The sequence below is a fragment of the Caloramator sp. genome (assembly GCF_020054765.1).
Classification (GTDB): Bacteria; Bacillota; Clostridia; order Clostridiales; family Caloramatoraceae; genus Thermobrachium; species Thermobrachium proteoclasticum.
Genome location: NZ_JAIHAO010000002.1, coordinates 113,537 through 129,676 on the forward strand (window position 1 = coordinate 113,537; position 16,140 = coordinate 129,676).

General features: G+C 30.9%; 15 protein-coding genes and 3 tRNA genes. 13 read left to right on the top strand and 5 right to left on the bottom strand.

The window, feature by feature from the left end; translation table 11 throughout:
* The first annotated feature begins 54 nt into the window (after positions 1 to 54).
* The 3 genes from JG776_RS01485 to JG776_RS01495 all read left to right on the top strand — a co-directional run bounded on the left by JG776_RS01485 (position 55) and on the right by JG776_RS01495 (position 3,181).
* On the top strand, positions 55 to 711 hold the full coding sequence (locus tag JG776_RS01485) for a hypothetical protein (protein ID WP_291964070.1): 657 nt from the start codon (positions 55 to 57) through the stop codon (positions 709 to 711).
* Between the two features lie 34 nt (positions 712 to 745).
* Positions 746 to 2,431, top strand: a complete 1,686-nt coding sequence (locus JG776_RS01490; protein ID WP_291964071.1) for a sensor domain-containing diguanylate cyclase — start codon at positions 746 to 748, stop codon at positions 2,429 to 2,431.
* A gap of 69 nt (positions 2,432 to 2,500) precedes the next feature.
* Positions 2,501 to 3,181: a phosphatase PAP2 family protein gene (locus JG776_RS01495; RefSeq protein ID WP_291964072.1), complete on the top strand. Its 681-nt coding sequence runs from the start codon at positions 2,501 to 2,503 to the stop codon at positions 3,179 to 3,181.
* Between the two features lie 240 nt (positions 3,182 to 3,421).
* Here the strand turns inward: JG776_RS01495 and JG776_RS01500 are convergent, their stop codons facing one another.
* Both JG776_RS01500 and JG776_RS01505 read right to left on the bottom strand, forming a co-directional pair.
* Positions 3,422 to 5,314 (bottom strand): SpoIID/LytB domain-containing protein, encoded by a 1,893-nt coding sequence (locus JG776_RS01500; protein ID WP_291964073.1) that lies wholly within the window; start codon positions 5,312 to 5,314, stop codon positions 3,422 to 3,424.
* An 11-nt stretch (positions 5,315 to 5,325) separates the two neighbouring features.
* Positions 5,326 to 6,150, bottom strand: a complete 825-nt coding sequence (locus JG776_RS01505) for a Nif3-like dinuclear metal center hexameric protein (RefSeq protein ID WP_027309251.1) — start codon at positions 6,148 to 6,150, stop codon at positions 5,326 to 5,328.
* A 113-nt stretch (positions 6,151 to 6,263) separates the two neighbouring features.
* Between JG776_RS01505 and JG776_RS01510 the strand changes: the two genes are divergently transcribed.
* The 6 genes from JG776_RS01510 to JG776_RS01535 all read left to right on the top strand — a co-directional run bounded on the left by JG776_RS01510 (position 6,264) and on the right by JG776_RS01535 (position 12,646).
* Positions 6,264 to 7,286 (top strand): transporter, encoded by a 1,023-nt coding sequence (locus JG776_RS01510; RefSeq protein WP_291964074.1) that lies wholly within the window; start codon positions 6,264 to 6,266, stop codon positions 7,284 to 7,286.
* A 58-nt stretch (positions 7,287 to 7,344) separates the two neighbouring features.
* Complete coding sequence (locus tag JG776_RS01515) at positions 7,345 to 8,463, top strand: hypothetical protein (RefSeq protein WP_291964075.1); 1,119 nt, start codon at positions 7,345 to 7,347, stop codon at positions 8,461 to 8,463.
* A 352-nt stretch (positions 8,464 to 8,815) separates the two neighbouring features.
* On the top strand, positions 8,816 to 9,925 hold the full coding sequence (gene ugpC, locus JG776_RS01520) for a sn-glycerol-3-phosphate ABC transporter ATP-binding protein UgpC (RefSeq protein ID WP_291964076.1): 1,110 nt from the start codon (positions 8,816 to 8,818) through the stop codon (positions 9,923 to 9,925).
* 13 nt (positions 9,926 to 9,938) lie between these two features.
* Entirely contained in the window at positions 9,939 to 10,865 is a 927-nt protein-coding gene (locus JG776_RS01525; RefSeq protein WP_291964077.1) for a helix-turn-helix domain-containing protein, read from the top strand.
* A 5-nt stretch (positions 10,866 to 10,870) separates the two neighbouring features.
* Complete coding sequence (locus JG776_RS01530) at positions 10,871 to 11,905, top strand: LacI family DNA-binding transcriptional regulator (protein ID WP_291964078.1); 1,035 nt, start codon at positions 10,871 to 10,873, stop codon at positions 11,903 to 11,905.
* 30 nt (positions 11,906 to 11,935) lie between these two features.
* A complete protein-coding gene (locus tag JG776_RS01535; RefSeq protein WP_291964079.1) occupies positions 11,936 to 12,646 on the top strand; it encodes a 2-phosphosulfolactate phosphatase in 711 nt (236 codons plus the stop codon).
* A 295-nt stretch (positions 12,647 to 12,941) separates the two neighbouring features.
* Here the strand turns inward: JG776_RS01535 and JG776_RS01540 are convergent, their stop codons facing one another.
* Both JG776_RS01540 and JG776_RS01545 read right to left on the bottom strand, forming a co-directional pair.
* Positions 12,942 to 14,114 carry a class I SAM-dependent rRNA methyltransferase gene (locus tag JG776_RS01540; RefSeq protein ID WP_291964080.1) on the bottom strand — a complete coding sequence of 391 codons (1,173 nt, stop codon included), beginning with the start codon at positions 14,112 to 14,114 and terminating at the stop codon, positions 12,942 to 12,944.
* A gap of 2 nt (positions 14,115 to 14,116) precedes the next feature.
* Positions 14,117 to 14,476 carry a PilZ domain-containing protein gene (locus JG776_RS01545; protein ID WP_291964081.1) on the bottom strand — a complete coding sequence of 120 codons (360 nt, stop codon included), beginning with the start codon at positions 14,474 to 14,476 and terminating at the stop codon, positions 14,117 to 14,119.
* 108 nt (positions 14,477 to 14,584) lie between these two features.
* Here JG776_RS01545 and JG776_RS01550 point away from each other — a divergent pair, with 108 nt between their 5' ends.
* The 3 genes from JG776_RS01550 (at position 14,585) to JG776_RS01560 (ending at position 15,318) form a co-directional block, all read left to right on the top strand.
* The gene (locus JG776_RS01550) at positions 14,585 to 14,920 is read left to right on the top strand and encodes a hypothetical protein (protein WP_291964082.1); all 336 of its coding nucleotides are present in this window, start codon (positions 14,585 to 14,587) and stop codon (positions 14,918 to 14,920) included.
* Between the two features lie 135 nt (positions 14,921 to 15,055).
* Positions 15,056 to 15,131 (top strand) — tRNA-Pro (locus JG776_RS01555).
* Positions 15,132 to 15,242: 111 nt separating this feature from the next.
* Positions 15,243 to 15,318, top strand: a tRNA-Pro gene (locus JG776_RS01560).
* A 23-nt stretch (positions 15,319 to 15,341) separates the two neighbouring features.
* On the opposite strand, the gene JG776_RS01565 is transcribed toward JG776_RS01560, so the two are convergent.
* Entirely contained in the window at positions 15,342 to 15,839 is a 498-nt protein-coding gene (locus tag JG776_RS01565) for a 4Fe-4S binding protein (protein WP_291964083.1), read from the bottom strand.
* 193 nt (positions 15,840 to 16,032) lie between these two features.
* On the opposite strand from JG776_RS01565, the gene JG776_RS01570 reads away from it, so the two are divergent.
* Positions 16,033 to 16,108: transfer RNA gene (locus JG776_RS01570), tRNA-Pro, on the top strand.
* Positions 16,109 to 16,140: the final 32 nt, after the last annotated feature.

The following is a 16,140-nucleotide window of genomic DNA, read 5'->3' on the forward strand; positions in this document are numbered from 1 at the left end:
AATACTGAAAATTATACAATATGTTTTAGATACCTACTCTATGGGGGTGTAAATATGCAGTTGGTTAATGTTTTAAGGAGTTTGAATGAAAAAGTTGAAAAATTAAAATTAGAGGAAAAGAAGAAAAATAAAATTAATAAAGTTTTAAATAAATTGATTGAAGAATATTCAAATATTGATATAGATACAAACAATGAAATATATAAGGCACTAATTAAAAAGGGAAAGGATGTGTTAAAGTCTACAAGTATTGTAGACATTGAAGGTTATATTAGGTATTGTGAGGCTGCAATTTATGATTTTAAGGGGGACTTAAAACCATTAAATTACTTCTTTAGAACATTTTTGATTACATCAATATTGTTTATGATTTTAGCACCACAGTATTTTGGACCAATACTTCCTTTGATTTTTATATTACCTATATTTTTGGGTATTAAAGGTTTAAAAAAGAGGAGTGCAACAGGGCTTACGCTTGCTTTATCTGTTTTACCTATGGGGCTTTTAACCTCTGTTGCAGCGATAAAAAATTCAATACTTGCATTAGGTGAAGGAAATAAGTTTTATACTGAACTGGCACAGTTTTACAAAATAAGTTTGTCTACTGCAAAGGGATTGTTTATGGTATTTTTCATACTTTCTATAGTTTTAGCCTTCACATCAATCTATTCCTTTGTAATAGGTGTTAAGTATAAGAAGATGTTTGTGTAACTATTACAATAAAAGTATTGGGGAGTTAGGTGTAATGAACAAAAGATTTAGGTATTTTATAGTATTATTGGGATTCATAGTATTTGTTTTATCCTCTTTAAACTTTAAGCTTACATTTAATTATAGTTTTGTCTTTTGGAGTGCAGTTATTTCTGCTGTGATAATGGATTGGTCTCTTCTTTATGTTGGGGAGTTTAATGTTGAATTTACAGAGACAATAACTGTATTTATATACCTATTTTTTGGTGTATATGTTGCAGTAGTATATGAATTTATTTATACATTATTAGGATTTTTAATAGGTTATATTACAGGTAAAAGAAAGCTTAATTTATCAAGATATCTATTTAATGCTTCTATGTTTACAATTATTACCTTTATATCTGGAAGGTTTGTTGAGGTTTTAAGGTATAATATTAAGCTTCCCTATATTACAATGCTCATATTTTCAGCACTAACATTTGACTTTATATTTCTTGTGTTGAATATATTATTCCTTACCATAGATAAAAGCTTAGAACAAAACAAGTTTTTTTCTTTTAAGAACTATGATTTCCCAATATTATCATTAAATCTTATTATTTCAACTACCCTTTCGATAGTATTATATGTTATACACGGTGCTATTGGACTTGTTGGGTTGATTTTGGTTTTTGGGGTTTTAATTATAATTCATTATGCATTGTATTTGTATAACAAGATAAACTTTAAGACATCATTAATAAAAAGGCTTTTAATTACGACTGAGGATTTGATAAGACAGGGTGACTTAAAGGAAAAATGTGATTATTTATTGTTACATCTTAAAGAGATAATACCCTACGAAATTGCCTCGTTATATTTCTTTGATGAAAAGAACGAGGATGTGTCATATCCTATTTCCTACTATTCAAATTGCGAGTTGGATATAGGAGATTTGAGTATAAGCTTAAAAAATGGAATAACATTTAATATTATGAAAAAGGGAGATATATACATAAGTAAGAGCATTAAAAAGGATGGCAAGATAAAGATAACTGGAAAACTATTAGATTCCATAGATGCAGCAGTTTTTGTTCCGATTAAGATTAATTCTGAAGTTAGAGGTTTAATTTTTGTTGGTGGGAAATCAAATTTGGTGGATTTTCTATCGCAGGATATTAACGATATACTAAACATATTATCAAGTCAAATGTCACTTGCACTTTTAAATTATGATTATATGCTATCAATTAAAAAGGAAGCTGAAACAGATGTGTTAACGGGACTTGGAAATAGAAGGTTGTTTGATAGAGAAATACAAAATCTTGTGAAGCTGAAGAATAGGTTTTCTCTTGTTATATATGATATAGATGATTTTAAAAATGTTAACGATACCTATGGACATATTGTTGGTGATGAAGTGCTTAAACACGTATCAGGCATAATTAAACGTTCTATTAGAAAAACAGATATATCTTGTAGGTATGGAGGAGAAGAGTTAGTTATATTATTTAAGGATTTATCTAAAGAAGATGCTTTTGTAATATCTGAGAGAATTAGAAAACAAATTGAGGCATCTCGGTTGTTTATAGGTAATAAAATAGTAAGAGTTACAGTTTCAGGAGGTGTGGCTTCCTTTCCGGATGATGGAGCTACAGCAAGGGAGATAATTGAAAAAGCCGATTTAATATTATATAATGAATGTAAAAATAAGGGAAAAAACAGAGTTTGTATATATCCAGGTATAGTACAAAGTTAATAATAAGTTAATAAATAATATAAGGAAAATTATGTATAATATAAATAGGGTAAAGAAAGGGGGAAGGATATGAGAGATAAGTTAAAGAACTTGTTTTTACAGGCATGTAGGGACTATAAGAATGTTACCTTAAGGTTGTTGCTGCTTTTTTCAATAGGTGTACAGTCTAAAATATATGTCATTTTAAACAATTATCGTGGTAAGGTATACCATATTCAATCCCCCATAGATATACTCATACCCTTTAATAAGTATTTTATTGTACCCTATATATACTGGTATATATATTTGGGTTTTGTATTCTTTTATTATGCGGTTTATGATGAGAAGAAATATTATAAGTTATTAGCTGGTGTAAATTTAGGTATGATGGTATGCTTTGTTATATATTATTTTTATCCAACTTATGTTCCAAGACCGCAGGTTTATGGTGATGATATTTTTGCAAATATGGTAAGGTTTATTTATGAGAGGGATAACCCATATAATTGTTTTCCCAGTATACACGTCTTAGATTCAGTGTTGTTTGCCGTCTATATAAATAGAGACGAAACAATAGATGTAAAATACAAGCTATATTCAACGGCAATTTCCTTTTCTATTGTTCTTTCAACTTTATATGTGAAGCAGCATTATTTTTATGATGCAGTTTCTGCGGCAATTTTAGCCTATACTATGTATGTAGTATTTAACTATAAGGAAATTGTTGAATTCTTTAAGAAAAGAGTACTTGTATATATAAAAGAATAGCACGCATAATGCGTGCTATTTGATTGTTGACAAATCTACTTGTTAGTTAAAGTAAGAAAAAGCCCCATGAATGGATTTTAAAAGGCTCTTTTATGAGCTTTAGCAATTATTGCTTTTCGACTTTTTTCAAATAAAGAAAAGCTTAGAATTGCTTAGCGAAATGAACGAATGCCTTGAAATCCTTCATGGGGCTAATCAATATATAACTTTTTCAATAGCCTGTAGAACTCATAATGCGTGCTATTCTATTTTTAAATCATATAGACTTGTATATTGAATATCTTTATAGAAGGTAGAAAGAATTGTTTTATAATTTTCTCCTATTCTTGACTTTTCAATTAAACCATACTGACTCATACCAACACCGTGTCCGTATCCTCCCCCGTAAATTGTTATAGAAGATAAATTTCCTGATTTAAATTCCCTATCTATGCTGAAAAAAGGAGATGGGATGCTATCAAAATCCTGTAATGAATTACCGCGTATTCTCTGAATTTCTATCTTTGTCCTTAAGCCTTTTTGATATTCTACTGATGGAGTAACTAAGCGTTTAATATTATTTGTCCCTTCTATTTTGTAGGTTCCACTTTCAGAAACTATTATCATCTCTTTTACAATACCTGAAGGAGTATGTTTGCTAATATATATATCTTTAATTTGACCTATACCTTCATTTTTTATAGAGGCCTTTTTGTAGATGTTAAATATCCATTTTTGCTTAAAGGCCTTAGGATTGTTTATATAAATATTATATATGTTTTGGTTGATAACTTTAGATAAATTTGCATAAGTTAATGTGTACTTCCATCTAAAATAAGGGGATGATGAATCAACTGCACTTATAGTCCAGTCCTTAAAGAAGGTTAGAGCAGTTGAATCGTCTTTTAAATCTTTGATTTCTTTGTTTGTATAGTTAGAAAAGGCTAAATAAGGCTTTGTATTCTGTTCTTTTTCTTGCCAAACTTCATCATAGGATGCTCCAAATCCACAGGAGGTCGAATAATATTTAGCATCTATTATTTTACCATTGTAGGTCATAACAATATTTTCTGTCTCTTTTACAGCATTTTTAACTAAATTATTTGTAGGTTGACTGTTATATACCTGTGAATAGGTAGAATCATCTACGTGAAAACCGTATCTTGCAAATCTTCCGGATAACATATCTGATATAGCATAGGTTCTTGCAGAAACAGCCTGTGCCTTATATCCCTCAACTCCTGCTGAATATGGAACCTCTGATGGAACTACATAAAGAAGGTAATCCTCAATAGAGACTATATTTGTAACTATAAATCCTTCCTTTTTTGGTGTGAGTTCAATAGTGCCTGGGTATGTTGGAATATACATATTATCTGTTTTATTTAATAAGTTTTTTTCTATACTTATAAGTGAATTTCTAATTCCAGATATTTTTACTACATTCTTTGTATTTATTAATTTTGATTTTATATTATCTTTATTATCGAGCACGTTTAAAATGAAGTAGTTGTTTGTATATATAATTTGTAATTTATCTTCCTTAGGAATTCTATATATTTGACCATCTATCTCCACCTCGAGTCCTTTTTTTGAATAGAGTTTAATTTGTTGATGTAGATAGATGTTGTTGTTATTTGTGGATATCCCTACCCTTATTGTATCGAGTATAGGAGGTTTATCTACAACTATTAGCTGTATTTTGTCTTTGGAATTAAAGTAATAGATGTATCCAGAATTTCCTACAACAAAAAAGTTTTTTGATACTGTTTTTGGCTTTCCTTCTTCGTATAAAACATACTGTAAATTTGATGACTTGTTATACTGTTTTCCTTCTACTTCTATTGTGTTACCCTGCAGTGAATTAAAGGTGCCACTAATTTGCTTTGCTTCAGTGGCTTCTTTTATAAAAATTCCCTTGAATTTTATATTATAGCAATTGTAATTAGGATTAAACATATGCTTTGGTATAGTTATTTTTTTTGTGCTGTTATTATAAAAAATTTCAACATCATAGTTTTTCTTTTTTTCTTCATAACTAATCACTATACCACAATCTATTTTAGATTCTTTATAAAGTAAAAAATAATAAGCTGAATATAAAACTCCAGATAGAATTAAAATTAAAAACAGATATCTTTTTATTTTTTTCAAGACCACCACCCCTATCTGATGATGCCGCTTGTGGTTGTAACTTCTATACCCATCTTTTCCAACTCATTGATTAATATGTTTATACCTATAGAATCTGATGGCATATGTCCTGCAACAATTACATTTCCTATGTTCTGTTCTATTACAGCACTTCTTACATCATCGGGAACGTGCATACAAATAATTGTTCCTACACCTGCTTCAAAGTATGCCTTAAATACATTTTTTCCTCCGTTTGTTCCACCAGCCATTAATACAGCTATTTTACCTGCGTAGTCATCAGGAGCTCCTACACGTATTACAGGTTTTATTGGAGATTTTTGATATTCAGGTATTTCCATCAAAACATCTATGACATCCTTTAGTGTAGCTTTTTGGTTGGAGCTTAGCCTATTATTTATGTGGTTTTGAACATAATTTTCTGTGATAATATCACAGGGCATATGAATGTTCATATATGGAATATTTAGAAGTTTTGCAAAGGATTGAACTCTATCAAAATTTTTTGGATGAGACGCTCTCTCTAAGGTGCTTATTTTTTCTTTTAGGGCCTTTTGTGCTTTGTTTATTGGAACTCCAAATTCCACCATTTTATCAATTTGTCTATTTAGTACATTATGAAAATTTATTTCTGGAAATCCAGTATGGGGATGGTGACTAATTACTGCGTCATATCCAAGTTGTTTTGCAAGTAAGAGTTCAGGAGTGTCCATATCAACTCCAAATAATACCTTTTTTATATTTTGTCCCTCAACAATAATTCCTGAATCCTGTGGTATTTCGCTAATACCAGCTAAATTAAGAGCTAAGTTCATTATATCTGAAGTAGTTACCATATTATTTTACCTCCTTTTAATTATACATATATAATTTTACCAAATATTTATTGTAATTAACAGTTAAAAAAGAGAATAAAATTTAAAAGAATTGTGAATAGGGGGGAATATGTGTGAGGGATGAATTTAAAATAGCAGCGGTTTTTATAGGAACAATTATTGGTGCAGGTTTGGCATCTGGTCAGGAAATACTACAATTTTTTTCAAGGTTTGGATATAAGAGTTTTTGGGGAATTTTGTTTTGCTTTGTTCTCTACATAGTTTTATCATTATTATTTATGAATTTGGCATATATTAAGCATTTTAGAAGCTATAATGATTTAGTTTGTTACTGTTTAGGAGATAGGTTAGGATTTATAGCAGATTGGATGATAACAATATTTATATTTTTTAGTAACACAATAATGATATCTGGTGGAGGAGCAATGCTAAATGAATATTTAGGTATAAATAAGGCCTATGGAATTATAATAATGGCTTCTATAGCTTTTTTGGTGGCATTATTTTCAACCAATGGTGTAATAGCAATAAACTCCTTTATAGTACCCTTATCTACATCTATAGTTTTAATACTTGGTGCCTTTGTTTTTGTAGAAAACAGGTTTAATATTATTATTCCTTATTTCAACAATAAAATTGTCTATGGCTCAGCAATATTATATGCGTGTTTTAATTTTATGACAGCAGTAGGTGTTTTGTATCCTATGGCAAGCGAGGTTAAAAATAAACAAAGTTTTTTAAAGGGGTGTGTTTTGGGAAGTATAGTGCTTACTTTGCTTGGGATTATAATTAACTATAATATTTTAGTTTATTATCCTGCAAGTTTTAATAGCGAAGTTCCTAATCTTTATATAGCCAAAAAATATGGACCTTTATTACCACTTTATTTAACAATAATAATATGGCTTGAAATGTTTACGACTGAAGTAGGATGTTTGTATAGTCTATCAAGAAGAATGCAGCTTTTTTTAAATAAAAGTTATTTTATATGCTTAATTTTAATATTAATCGTCTCTATTCCCTTTTCGTTTATAGGATTTTCCAATTTAATTAAGCTTTTTTATCCACCCTTTGGATTTATTAGTTTGATAATATTGTTAGTTGGATCTATAAAATATATTATCTTAAGAAAATAGAATTAAAATATTTTAAATACAAATACTAAATATAAAATACTAAAGATGGGTGATGTTTATGAAAAAATTATTAGTTTTAGCTTTATCAGTTTTGTTAGTTCTTTTTGCATCCTGCAGTAACAAAGGAGAAAATCAAGAAAAGAAAAACGATAATAAAGAGCAGGTAATGAAGATAGATGAAAAACAGGCAATGTCTTTTGTTGACAACTATTTAAGATATGTTTTAAAGGGTGACTATGCAGCTTTAACAGGTTATTATACTGAAAAGCTTAAAACTTCTATAAAGGAAGTAAAGACACAATCAAATCCAAGGCCGGTTGCTTTTAAAATTGGAGAAGGAGATATAGAAAAGGATAGGGCCGAGTTTAAGGTTACAATGTTTCACGCCTATGATGGTAAGCCCTATTATTCAGTAGACTTCTTTAAGTATGTAGTTGTAATGGATAACGATAAACTGCTAATTGACTCTATTGATAAGGAAGACTCAATAGATATATATGAACAGGACAAAACTCTATTTAAAAGAGATAAAGACTCTGGAAGAGGGGAAAAAATATTTACACTAAAGGATTTACCAGCTTTTGTTTATTCTAAAGAGACTGTAAGGGAACAAAAATATGAGGTGCCAAGAAAAAGTTTTGGACCTTGTGCAACAACAGAGGATGGTAAATCAATATTAGTTAGTAGTATTGGAGAGAATAGCTATTTAGGATATATAAAGTTAATAGAGACAAAAGAGACGTTTAAGGTAGCACAGGGCGAAGAGGAGAAGAAAAAAGATGGCGATGGAAAGGCACAGGGCACAGAAGAAGAGAGTAATAAGGAGGAGGAAAAGCCGAAAATAAATTTCACTATAAAGGATATAGACTTTTATTTTAGTTCTACTATAACTTCAGTTATTTTTTCACCCAGTGGGCAGAATCTTGTAGTTGAGGTTAAGGATAAGAATGGATTATCATTTTTATCCTTATATAAAGCCTCGGGAGAGAAAATGGACTTAAAATTAGAAAGAAGGTTTCCAAAGGATAGATTTTCTCTTCTAAAACCATATTTTGTTTCAGAAAATGAGATTGCTTTTTCGGTTGTTCCTTCAAAAAATGCAACAGATGAGGAGTTAAAACTAAAGGGAGATTGGGTTTTGGATTTGCAAAAGGGCGATATAAGCCAGATAAAATAAAGGTTATTAGAATAACAAACTTGTAATATCTATTATAATAGAATATAATTTAATTAAAAGAAAATTTAGAAAATTGAAGTGGGGTGTTTTTGTGATGGGCAGGGGCAGTAAAGTTGTCAGTATTAAAACTTGGAAATTTAAGAAAAAATGTAGAGGCTTATTTTCTATTATTGAGTTTATAAAGGGCATATTTAAGCCACATAAAAAGAATCAAAATAAAAAGATATATTATAAAAAACCTGTAAATAATTAAGTTTGTTTAAAATGTACAAACTATTCATATATCTTTGCTATACTAAACAATAAAGAAAAGTTATACAATAATAAAAAAAGACAATCGAGGGGGAATAGTATGGCAAAGGTTGTATTAAAAAATATTTACAAAATCTATCCAGGCAATGTAGCTGCAGTAAAGGATGTTAATCTTGACATTGAAGATAAAGAGTTTATAGTTTTAGTTGGTCCATCTGGATGTGGTAAGTCAACTACACTTAGAATGATAGCAGGACTTGAAGAAATATCATCAGGTGAACTTTATATTGGAGATAAATTATGTAACGATGTTCCACCAAAGGATAGAGATATAGCGATGGTTTTCCAAAACTACGCACTATATCCACATATGACAGTTTATGAAAATATGGCATTTGGATTAAAATTAAGAAAGGTTCCAAAGGAAGAAATAGATAAGAAGGTAAGAGAAGCTGCAAGAATATTAGATATTGAACATCTTTTAGATAGAAAGCCAAAGGCTCTATCAGGAGGTCAAAGACAAAGAGTTGCACTTGGAAGAGCAATAGTGAGACATCCAAAGGTGTTCTTAATGGACGAACCACTATCAAACTTAGATGCAAAACTAAGAGTTCAAATGAGAACAGAGATATTAAAGCTTCATAAGAGATTAAATACAACATTTATATATGTAACACACGACCAAACAGAAGCTATGACAATGGGTACAAGAATAGTTGTTATGAAGGATGGTATAGTTCAACAAGTTGATACTCCAAGAACAATTTATGATCATCCAGCAAATATGTTCGTTGCAGGTTTCATAGGAAGCCCACAAATGAACTTCATAAATAGCAAAGTTGTAGAAGAGGGTGGAAGGTTATTTGTTGTATTTGGAAATACAAAGCTTCCAATACCAGAAGATAAAGCTAAAGTTGTTAAGGAAAAGGGTTACGTAGGTAAGGAAGTTGTATTTGGTATAAGACCTGAACATATAGATGATAGTACAGATTTCCTAAATGAATTTAAGGACAGCACAATTGATGCCAAGGTTGAAGTTATGGAACATATGGGTTCAGAAACATATCTATACTTAGTATGTGAAGGAAATAATATAGTAGCAAGAGTTGAACCAACAACAAAGGCAAAGATAGATGCAAATGTTAAAGTTGCTGTTGATATGAATAAAATGCATTTATTTGATAAGGAAACAGAAATAGCTATACTATAAGGAGAGGATAAGGATGGCATTCTGCGAAAATTTAAAATCAGCATTAAAGGCAAATGTTGCTATATATGATTCAAAGGGTAATCTAATAGAAGGTGAAGATTTAGGTTTTATATATACAAAGGATTTAGAATACAGTAAGGGCATAACCTATATAAATGCTTCAAAGTACATTATTGCAATTTCAAAGGAAATATCGCAGGATGCTATAAATTTAGTTAGGATGATAGCTTTAGCTAATATAGAAGAGGCTGCAGGATTTATGCAGCCTCTTGAATATATTTTAAAAAATGATGTACAGAGTGAAACTTTAAGAGGACGCTTCTCTGACTATTCGGTTCTATACATAAAGTCAAAGACAAACTTCAAGGAGTTATTAGAGAGTATATATGAATCAACAGATACAAGTATTATTCAGGATGATGAGGGTATATATATAGTTAAGATTATAGATGATTTAGAACAAGAGGCTGACTCAATTATTGATGGCATATCTCAGGAGACGGGTTCTAATGTACTTATAGGTGCCAGCAGAAGAGTAGGAGCAAATTATACAATAAAGGATGCTGCAAATCACGCAAAGCAATCAGCAAACTTGGCAAGTATATTAGGTTTTAAAGAGGGATTTTATCATATTGATAAAATGTTAATGTATGGTATACTATATTCGTGCAGTGATGAGGCAGTAGAATACTATATGAATGGTGGATTTAATGGATTTTATGATGTCATAAAGGGCAAGGAGCTTTTAGATACTGCAGAGGAACTATTTAAATGCCACCTTAATGTAAGTGAAGCCTCAAGAAAGCTCTATCTACATAGAAATACTCTACTTTACAGATTAGAAAAGATAAAAAATCTTACAGGACTTGATATAAAAAAGTTTGAGGAAGCTGTTATATTTAGAACTGTTGTAGCACTTTATAAGTTAAAAAGGAGATAGGTGTTATGGTAACAATAAAAGAGGTAGCGGAAAAGGCAGGGGTATCTCCATCTACTGTTTCAAGGGTAATATCCGATAGTCCTCGAATAAGTGAAGAAACTAAGGCTAAAGTTAGAAAGATAATGCAGGAATTAGGGTATCATCCTAACGCAATTGCAAGGAGTCTTGTATGCAGAACTACGAATACTATAGGAATAGTTATGCCAAGAGCGGCAGAGGATGTATTTTTAAATCCTTTTTTTCCAGAAGCACTAAGAGGCATTGCAAAGGCTACCCACGAAGAAGGATATTGTATACTAATTACTACAGGAAATACGGATGAAGAGCAGCTTGAATCACTTAATGCAGTTGTAAACGGAGGAAGAGTAGATGGAATTATTATGATGTATTCTAAGATAGATGACCCAATTTTAAAGGCTGTTAAGAAGATGGATATTCCCTTTGCAATGATAGGAAGACCGCCAAAGGGAGAAAGCTGTGATTTTGTAGATAATGATAATATAGATGCAGCCTTTAATGTTACTGAGCATTTAATAAAGATGGGACATAGAAGAATTGGTTTAATAAATGGTTCATTAAATTTGGTGGTTTCTTTAGATAGATTTGAGGGTTATAAAAGGGCTTTGGATAAACATAATATTGAGATTGATGAATCAATTATTGTTTCGAGTGAATTTGTTCAAGAAGGCGGATATGAAGGTATGAAGAAGATATTACAAAGTCCTAATCCTCCTACTGCTATTATTACAACAGATGACTTAATGGCATTTGGTGCTATTAAGGCAGCAAGAGAAATGGGTGTTAAGATTCCTAAAAATGTATCTATAATGAGTTTTAACAATATACCTTTATCAGAGTTTGCAACACCAGCCTTAACTTCCGTTGAAATAAATGCATACACTTTAGGCTATGAAGCAGCAAAAATAGTAATTGATAAAGTAAAGGGAAGATGCAAGCAAAGGATAAAGAAGGTGCTTAAAACTCAAATAATTTATAGAGAGTCTATAGCTGAAAATATTAATAACAAAGGAGGATTATAAGCCTCCTTTATGTATTTTAGGGGTGATTATATGAAAATCAATTTATTTCCTACTCTAAACAGTGTGGAGGAAGAAGGTTTAAAGGGAACAACAGCAGTTGTAATTGATGTCTTAAGAGCAACATCGGTTATAACTACAGCAGTATATAATGGATGTTTAGATGTTGTTCCGGTACTTGAGATAGAAGATGCATTAAACTATAAAAATGAGAAGGTTTTATTAGGAGGTGAAAGAAGGGGATTTAAAATAGAAGGCTTTGATCTTTCAAATTCACCTCTTGAATATAATAGGGAAAATGTTGAGGGTAAGAGAATAGTTTTTACTACTTCAAATGGCACAAGGGCAATAATAAAAGCTAAATATTCCGATACAATATTAATTGGAAGTATGCTAAATGCTAAATATTTAGCTGATTTTGTTGTTAAAAAGGGCAGTGATATAAATATTATATGTTCAGGTACTGATGGTAATTTTTCTATAGATGATTTTTTGTGTGCAGGTAAGATAATATATGAAATCAATAAATTAAAAGAGATGGATATGACAGACTTTGCTACTTTGGCGTATTTGACTTATATGAATAACAGAGAGAATATATTTGAATATTTAAAATACGCAAGTCACTATAAGTATATGATGTCAATAGGACTTGAAGAGGATATAATGTGTTGTTTTAAAGAGGATATTTTAGATGTTGTTCCTTATTTTAAGGATGGAAGTATTAAAAAGTACCCCTTATAAAAGGGATTAGGATGTTGAAAAAGTTATATATTGATTAGCCCTATGAAGGATTTCTTAGGCATCTCTTTATTTCGCTAAGCAATTCTAAGCTTTTCTTTGTTTGAAAAAGCCCTACCCTGGCGATGCCATCGTCCTGATGGCCGCTCGGCTCGGCACGTTCTGTGTCGAATTACGGACTTTTCCAAAGTCGAAAAGCAATAATTGCTAAAGCTCATAAAAGAGCCTTTTGAAATCCTTTCATGGGGCTTTTTAAAATTTAGCTAACAAATAAGTACCCCTTATAAAAGGGGTACTTTTATATAACTTGTAATATCATAAATTTTAAGTATAGAGTTTCATCTGAATTGAAAAGGACTGGATGATCCTTTGATTGATTTCTATATTCAACAAGCCTTAATGTTCGTTTTGCATCCCTTGCCGCATCCATAACTACTTCCATAAAAAGTTCGGGATACATAAAATGTGAACAGGAACAAGTAACTAAATATCCACCCTTTTTAACCATTTTAAGTGCACGAAGGTTTATTTCCTTATATCCTCTTACTGCACCTTCAACTGCAGAGCGTGATTTTGTAAATGCTGGAGGGTCTAATATAACAACGTCATACTTTCTTCCTTCCTTAGCCCAAGTTTTTAATACATCAAAGGCGTTATGGGCTTCAAATTTACATATATTTTCAAGTCCATTTAGTTTGGCATTTCTTCTTGCAAATTCAACAGCGTGTTCAGATATATCTATACCAAGTACGCTTTTTGCACCAAAATGGCCAGCGTGAAGTGAGAAGGAACCTGTATGGCAGAAACAATCAAGTACATCTGCATCCTTTACTATGTCCTTTATTGCATATCTATTCTCTTTTTGGTCTAAGAAATATCCCGTTTTTTGTCCATTTTCAATATCTACATAGTACTTAACTCCATTTTCTTCAGATATGATTGTTGTGTCAAAGGGTTCTGTTAAGAATCCCTTTCTTTGTTCAAGTCCCTCAAGTTCTCTTACAGGGACATCACTTCGCTCATAAATACCCTTAGGATTTAAAACTTCCTTTAGAACCTTTACTATTGTATCTTTCCATTTTTCTATTCCTAAGGATAAAAATTGAATTACAAGATAATCACTAAACTTATCAACAATTAGAGCTGGAATAAAATCGGCTTCACCAAATACAACTCTACAAGATGTAGTTTCAATTATCTTTTTTCTATAATTCCAAGCATCCAATATACGCCTTCTAAAGAAATCCTCGTTTATTTCCTCATCTTTTTCCCTTGTCATTATTCTAATTGTAATTTGTGATTTTGGGTTTATATATCCTTTACCTATAAACTTACCCTTATAATTATAGACTTCAACTATATCTCCAGGTTCAAAATCTCCCTCGATGTTTTCGATTTCATTTTTATACACCCAAGGATGTCCATCTTCAACTCTAAGTCCTTTTTTATAGCCTAAAAAAACTTTTGCCATATCTAAACCTCCGTTTTATTGTCTTGTTTTAATATATATGTTCTTATTTTGTGTATATCCTCAAGATTCAATGCAATAAATTCTCCCCCACAATAAAAATATCCATTTAAATTTTTATTCCATCTAACTTTTACAAGAGCTTTAAAGGGAAGATAGTCATCTATTCTAAGAAAAAAAGAAACAAAGGCATCCTTTGGTATAAAAAAGTTTGATTTTAACGCAATGCCTGCTTCAGAAATATCAACGGTATAAAGCTTGCAGTTGTCACAAAAGGTTCTTTTTTCATTGTTATATATAACTGATGGATATAGTATTTCACATTCTAAACGTACTCTTTTATATTTTCTTCTTTCTTCCCCCATTTTATCTCCTCCTTATAGCTATTATACTAAAATTTAACTAAAATAAACATATTTATTTTACATTAATATTTTTAAGTTGCAGAAAATATATTAAAAGGAGGTGTGTTTATGTTACAGGCTGACTATATGCAGAGGTTGTTAATAATCGCATTAGCTAATATAGGGATAGTTATTGTTACATTCTTTATATTTTCATTTGTATTTTCGGGTGAGTGGAGACATAGGATTTGGGAAAAGTACATTAGTTCATTTGCTAAATTTGTTGTATATATATTTATAGTAAGTCTTATTGTAAATATCTTAACTGCGTGGGCTGTTTATGCTTTGCAACTTGATAGATATATAAATGTAATAGTTCCAATGGTTCAATCTATTATAATAGGTTTTGTTGCAGCTTGTGTTCCAAGACGAGGTGTGGAATATAAGAGATATAGTGAAAAGTAAATTTTAAAGATAAAAAAGAAGTCACCTAAATATAAATGGTGACTTCTTCAGTGTTGAAAGTTGTCCATTTTCAAAAATAAATATAAAAAAGTAGTTGCAATATAAATAAATAGATGATATAATAATATGTGTCTTCGGGGTGTGGCGCAGATGGGAGCGCGCGTGGTTTGGGACCATGAGGTCGCAGGTTCAATCCCTGTCACCCCGACCAGAAAGGATTGCAAAGGCAATCCTTTTTTTATTAGTTTTATTAGAATTTTATTCAATATTTTCATTATAATAGAAAAGTGATATAATTAAATATATACATTTTATTTCTTGTCGGGGTGTAGCACAGGTGGTAGTGCGTATGGTTCGGGACCATAAGGTCGCAGGTTCAAGTCCTGTCACCCCGACCAAAAAAATAATCCCCTTTAGGGGATTAATTTTTTTGTGTCTCTAAATTTGGTATTTTGTTTTTAACTTGTTTATCTATAAGGTCACAGGCGTGTCCCATAGGACATATTTGACACCAGCTTCTTGGTTTAAAGATTATACCAATTATTATTCCAACAAGTAAAGAAAGGGACATAAATCTAAATAGAGCAAATCCAATTTTGTTGATGTTACCCTTTGTGTGTATCATTGCAAAGGTAAGCATTGAAATCATTAGTGTAAGTAGTATGTTTTTAGCAGTTTTACTTCTAAGTGAAGCTGGAAGAGTATTGTTAAGGGATACATACTTTAAGAATTTCCCTAATAGGGAACCCCTTGGACAGTATTTAGAACAGTGTATCTTTCCTCTTCCTCTTAAAGCGTGATACATTGGAGCAGTCATACATATTATACCGAATAAACCAAATATAGGTTTTATAGCTGCTACTATTATAAATGTTATAAGTATAATCCAAGACCAACTTTGGTGGCTCTTCTTGTTCATTTAAGTCACCTCCATAGAAATTTTACATAAGATAATATACCCTATAGGGGTATAAAAGTCAATACTAAAACATAAAGTGATAAAATTGATAAAATTTTTTAATTTAAAAGTTTTCGGAATATAATAACTTTAATTAGTTTTATTTTTACCCCTTGTCAAACTGACAAATATAATATATAATGATATTTGTCTTCGGGGTGTGGCGCAGATGGGAGCGCGCGTGGTTTGGGACCATGAGGTCGCAGGTTCAATCCCTGTCACCCCGACCAAAAAAGGATTGCAGAAGCAATCCTTTTTTTAT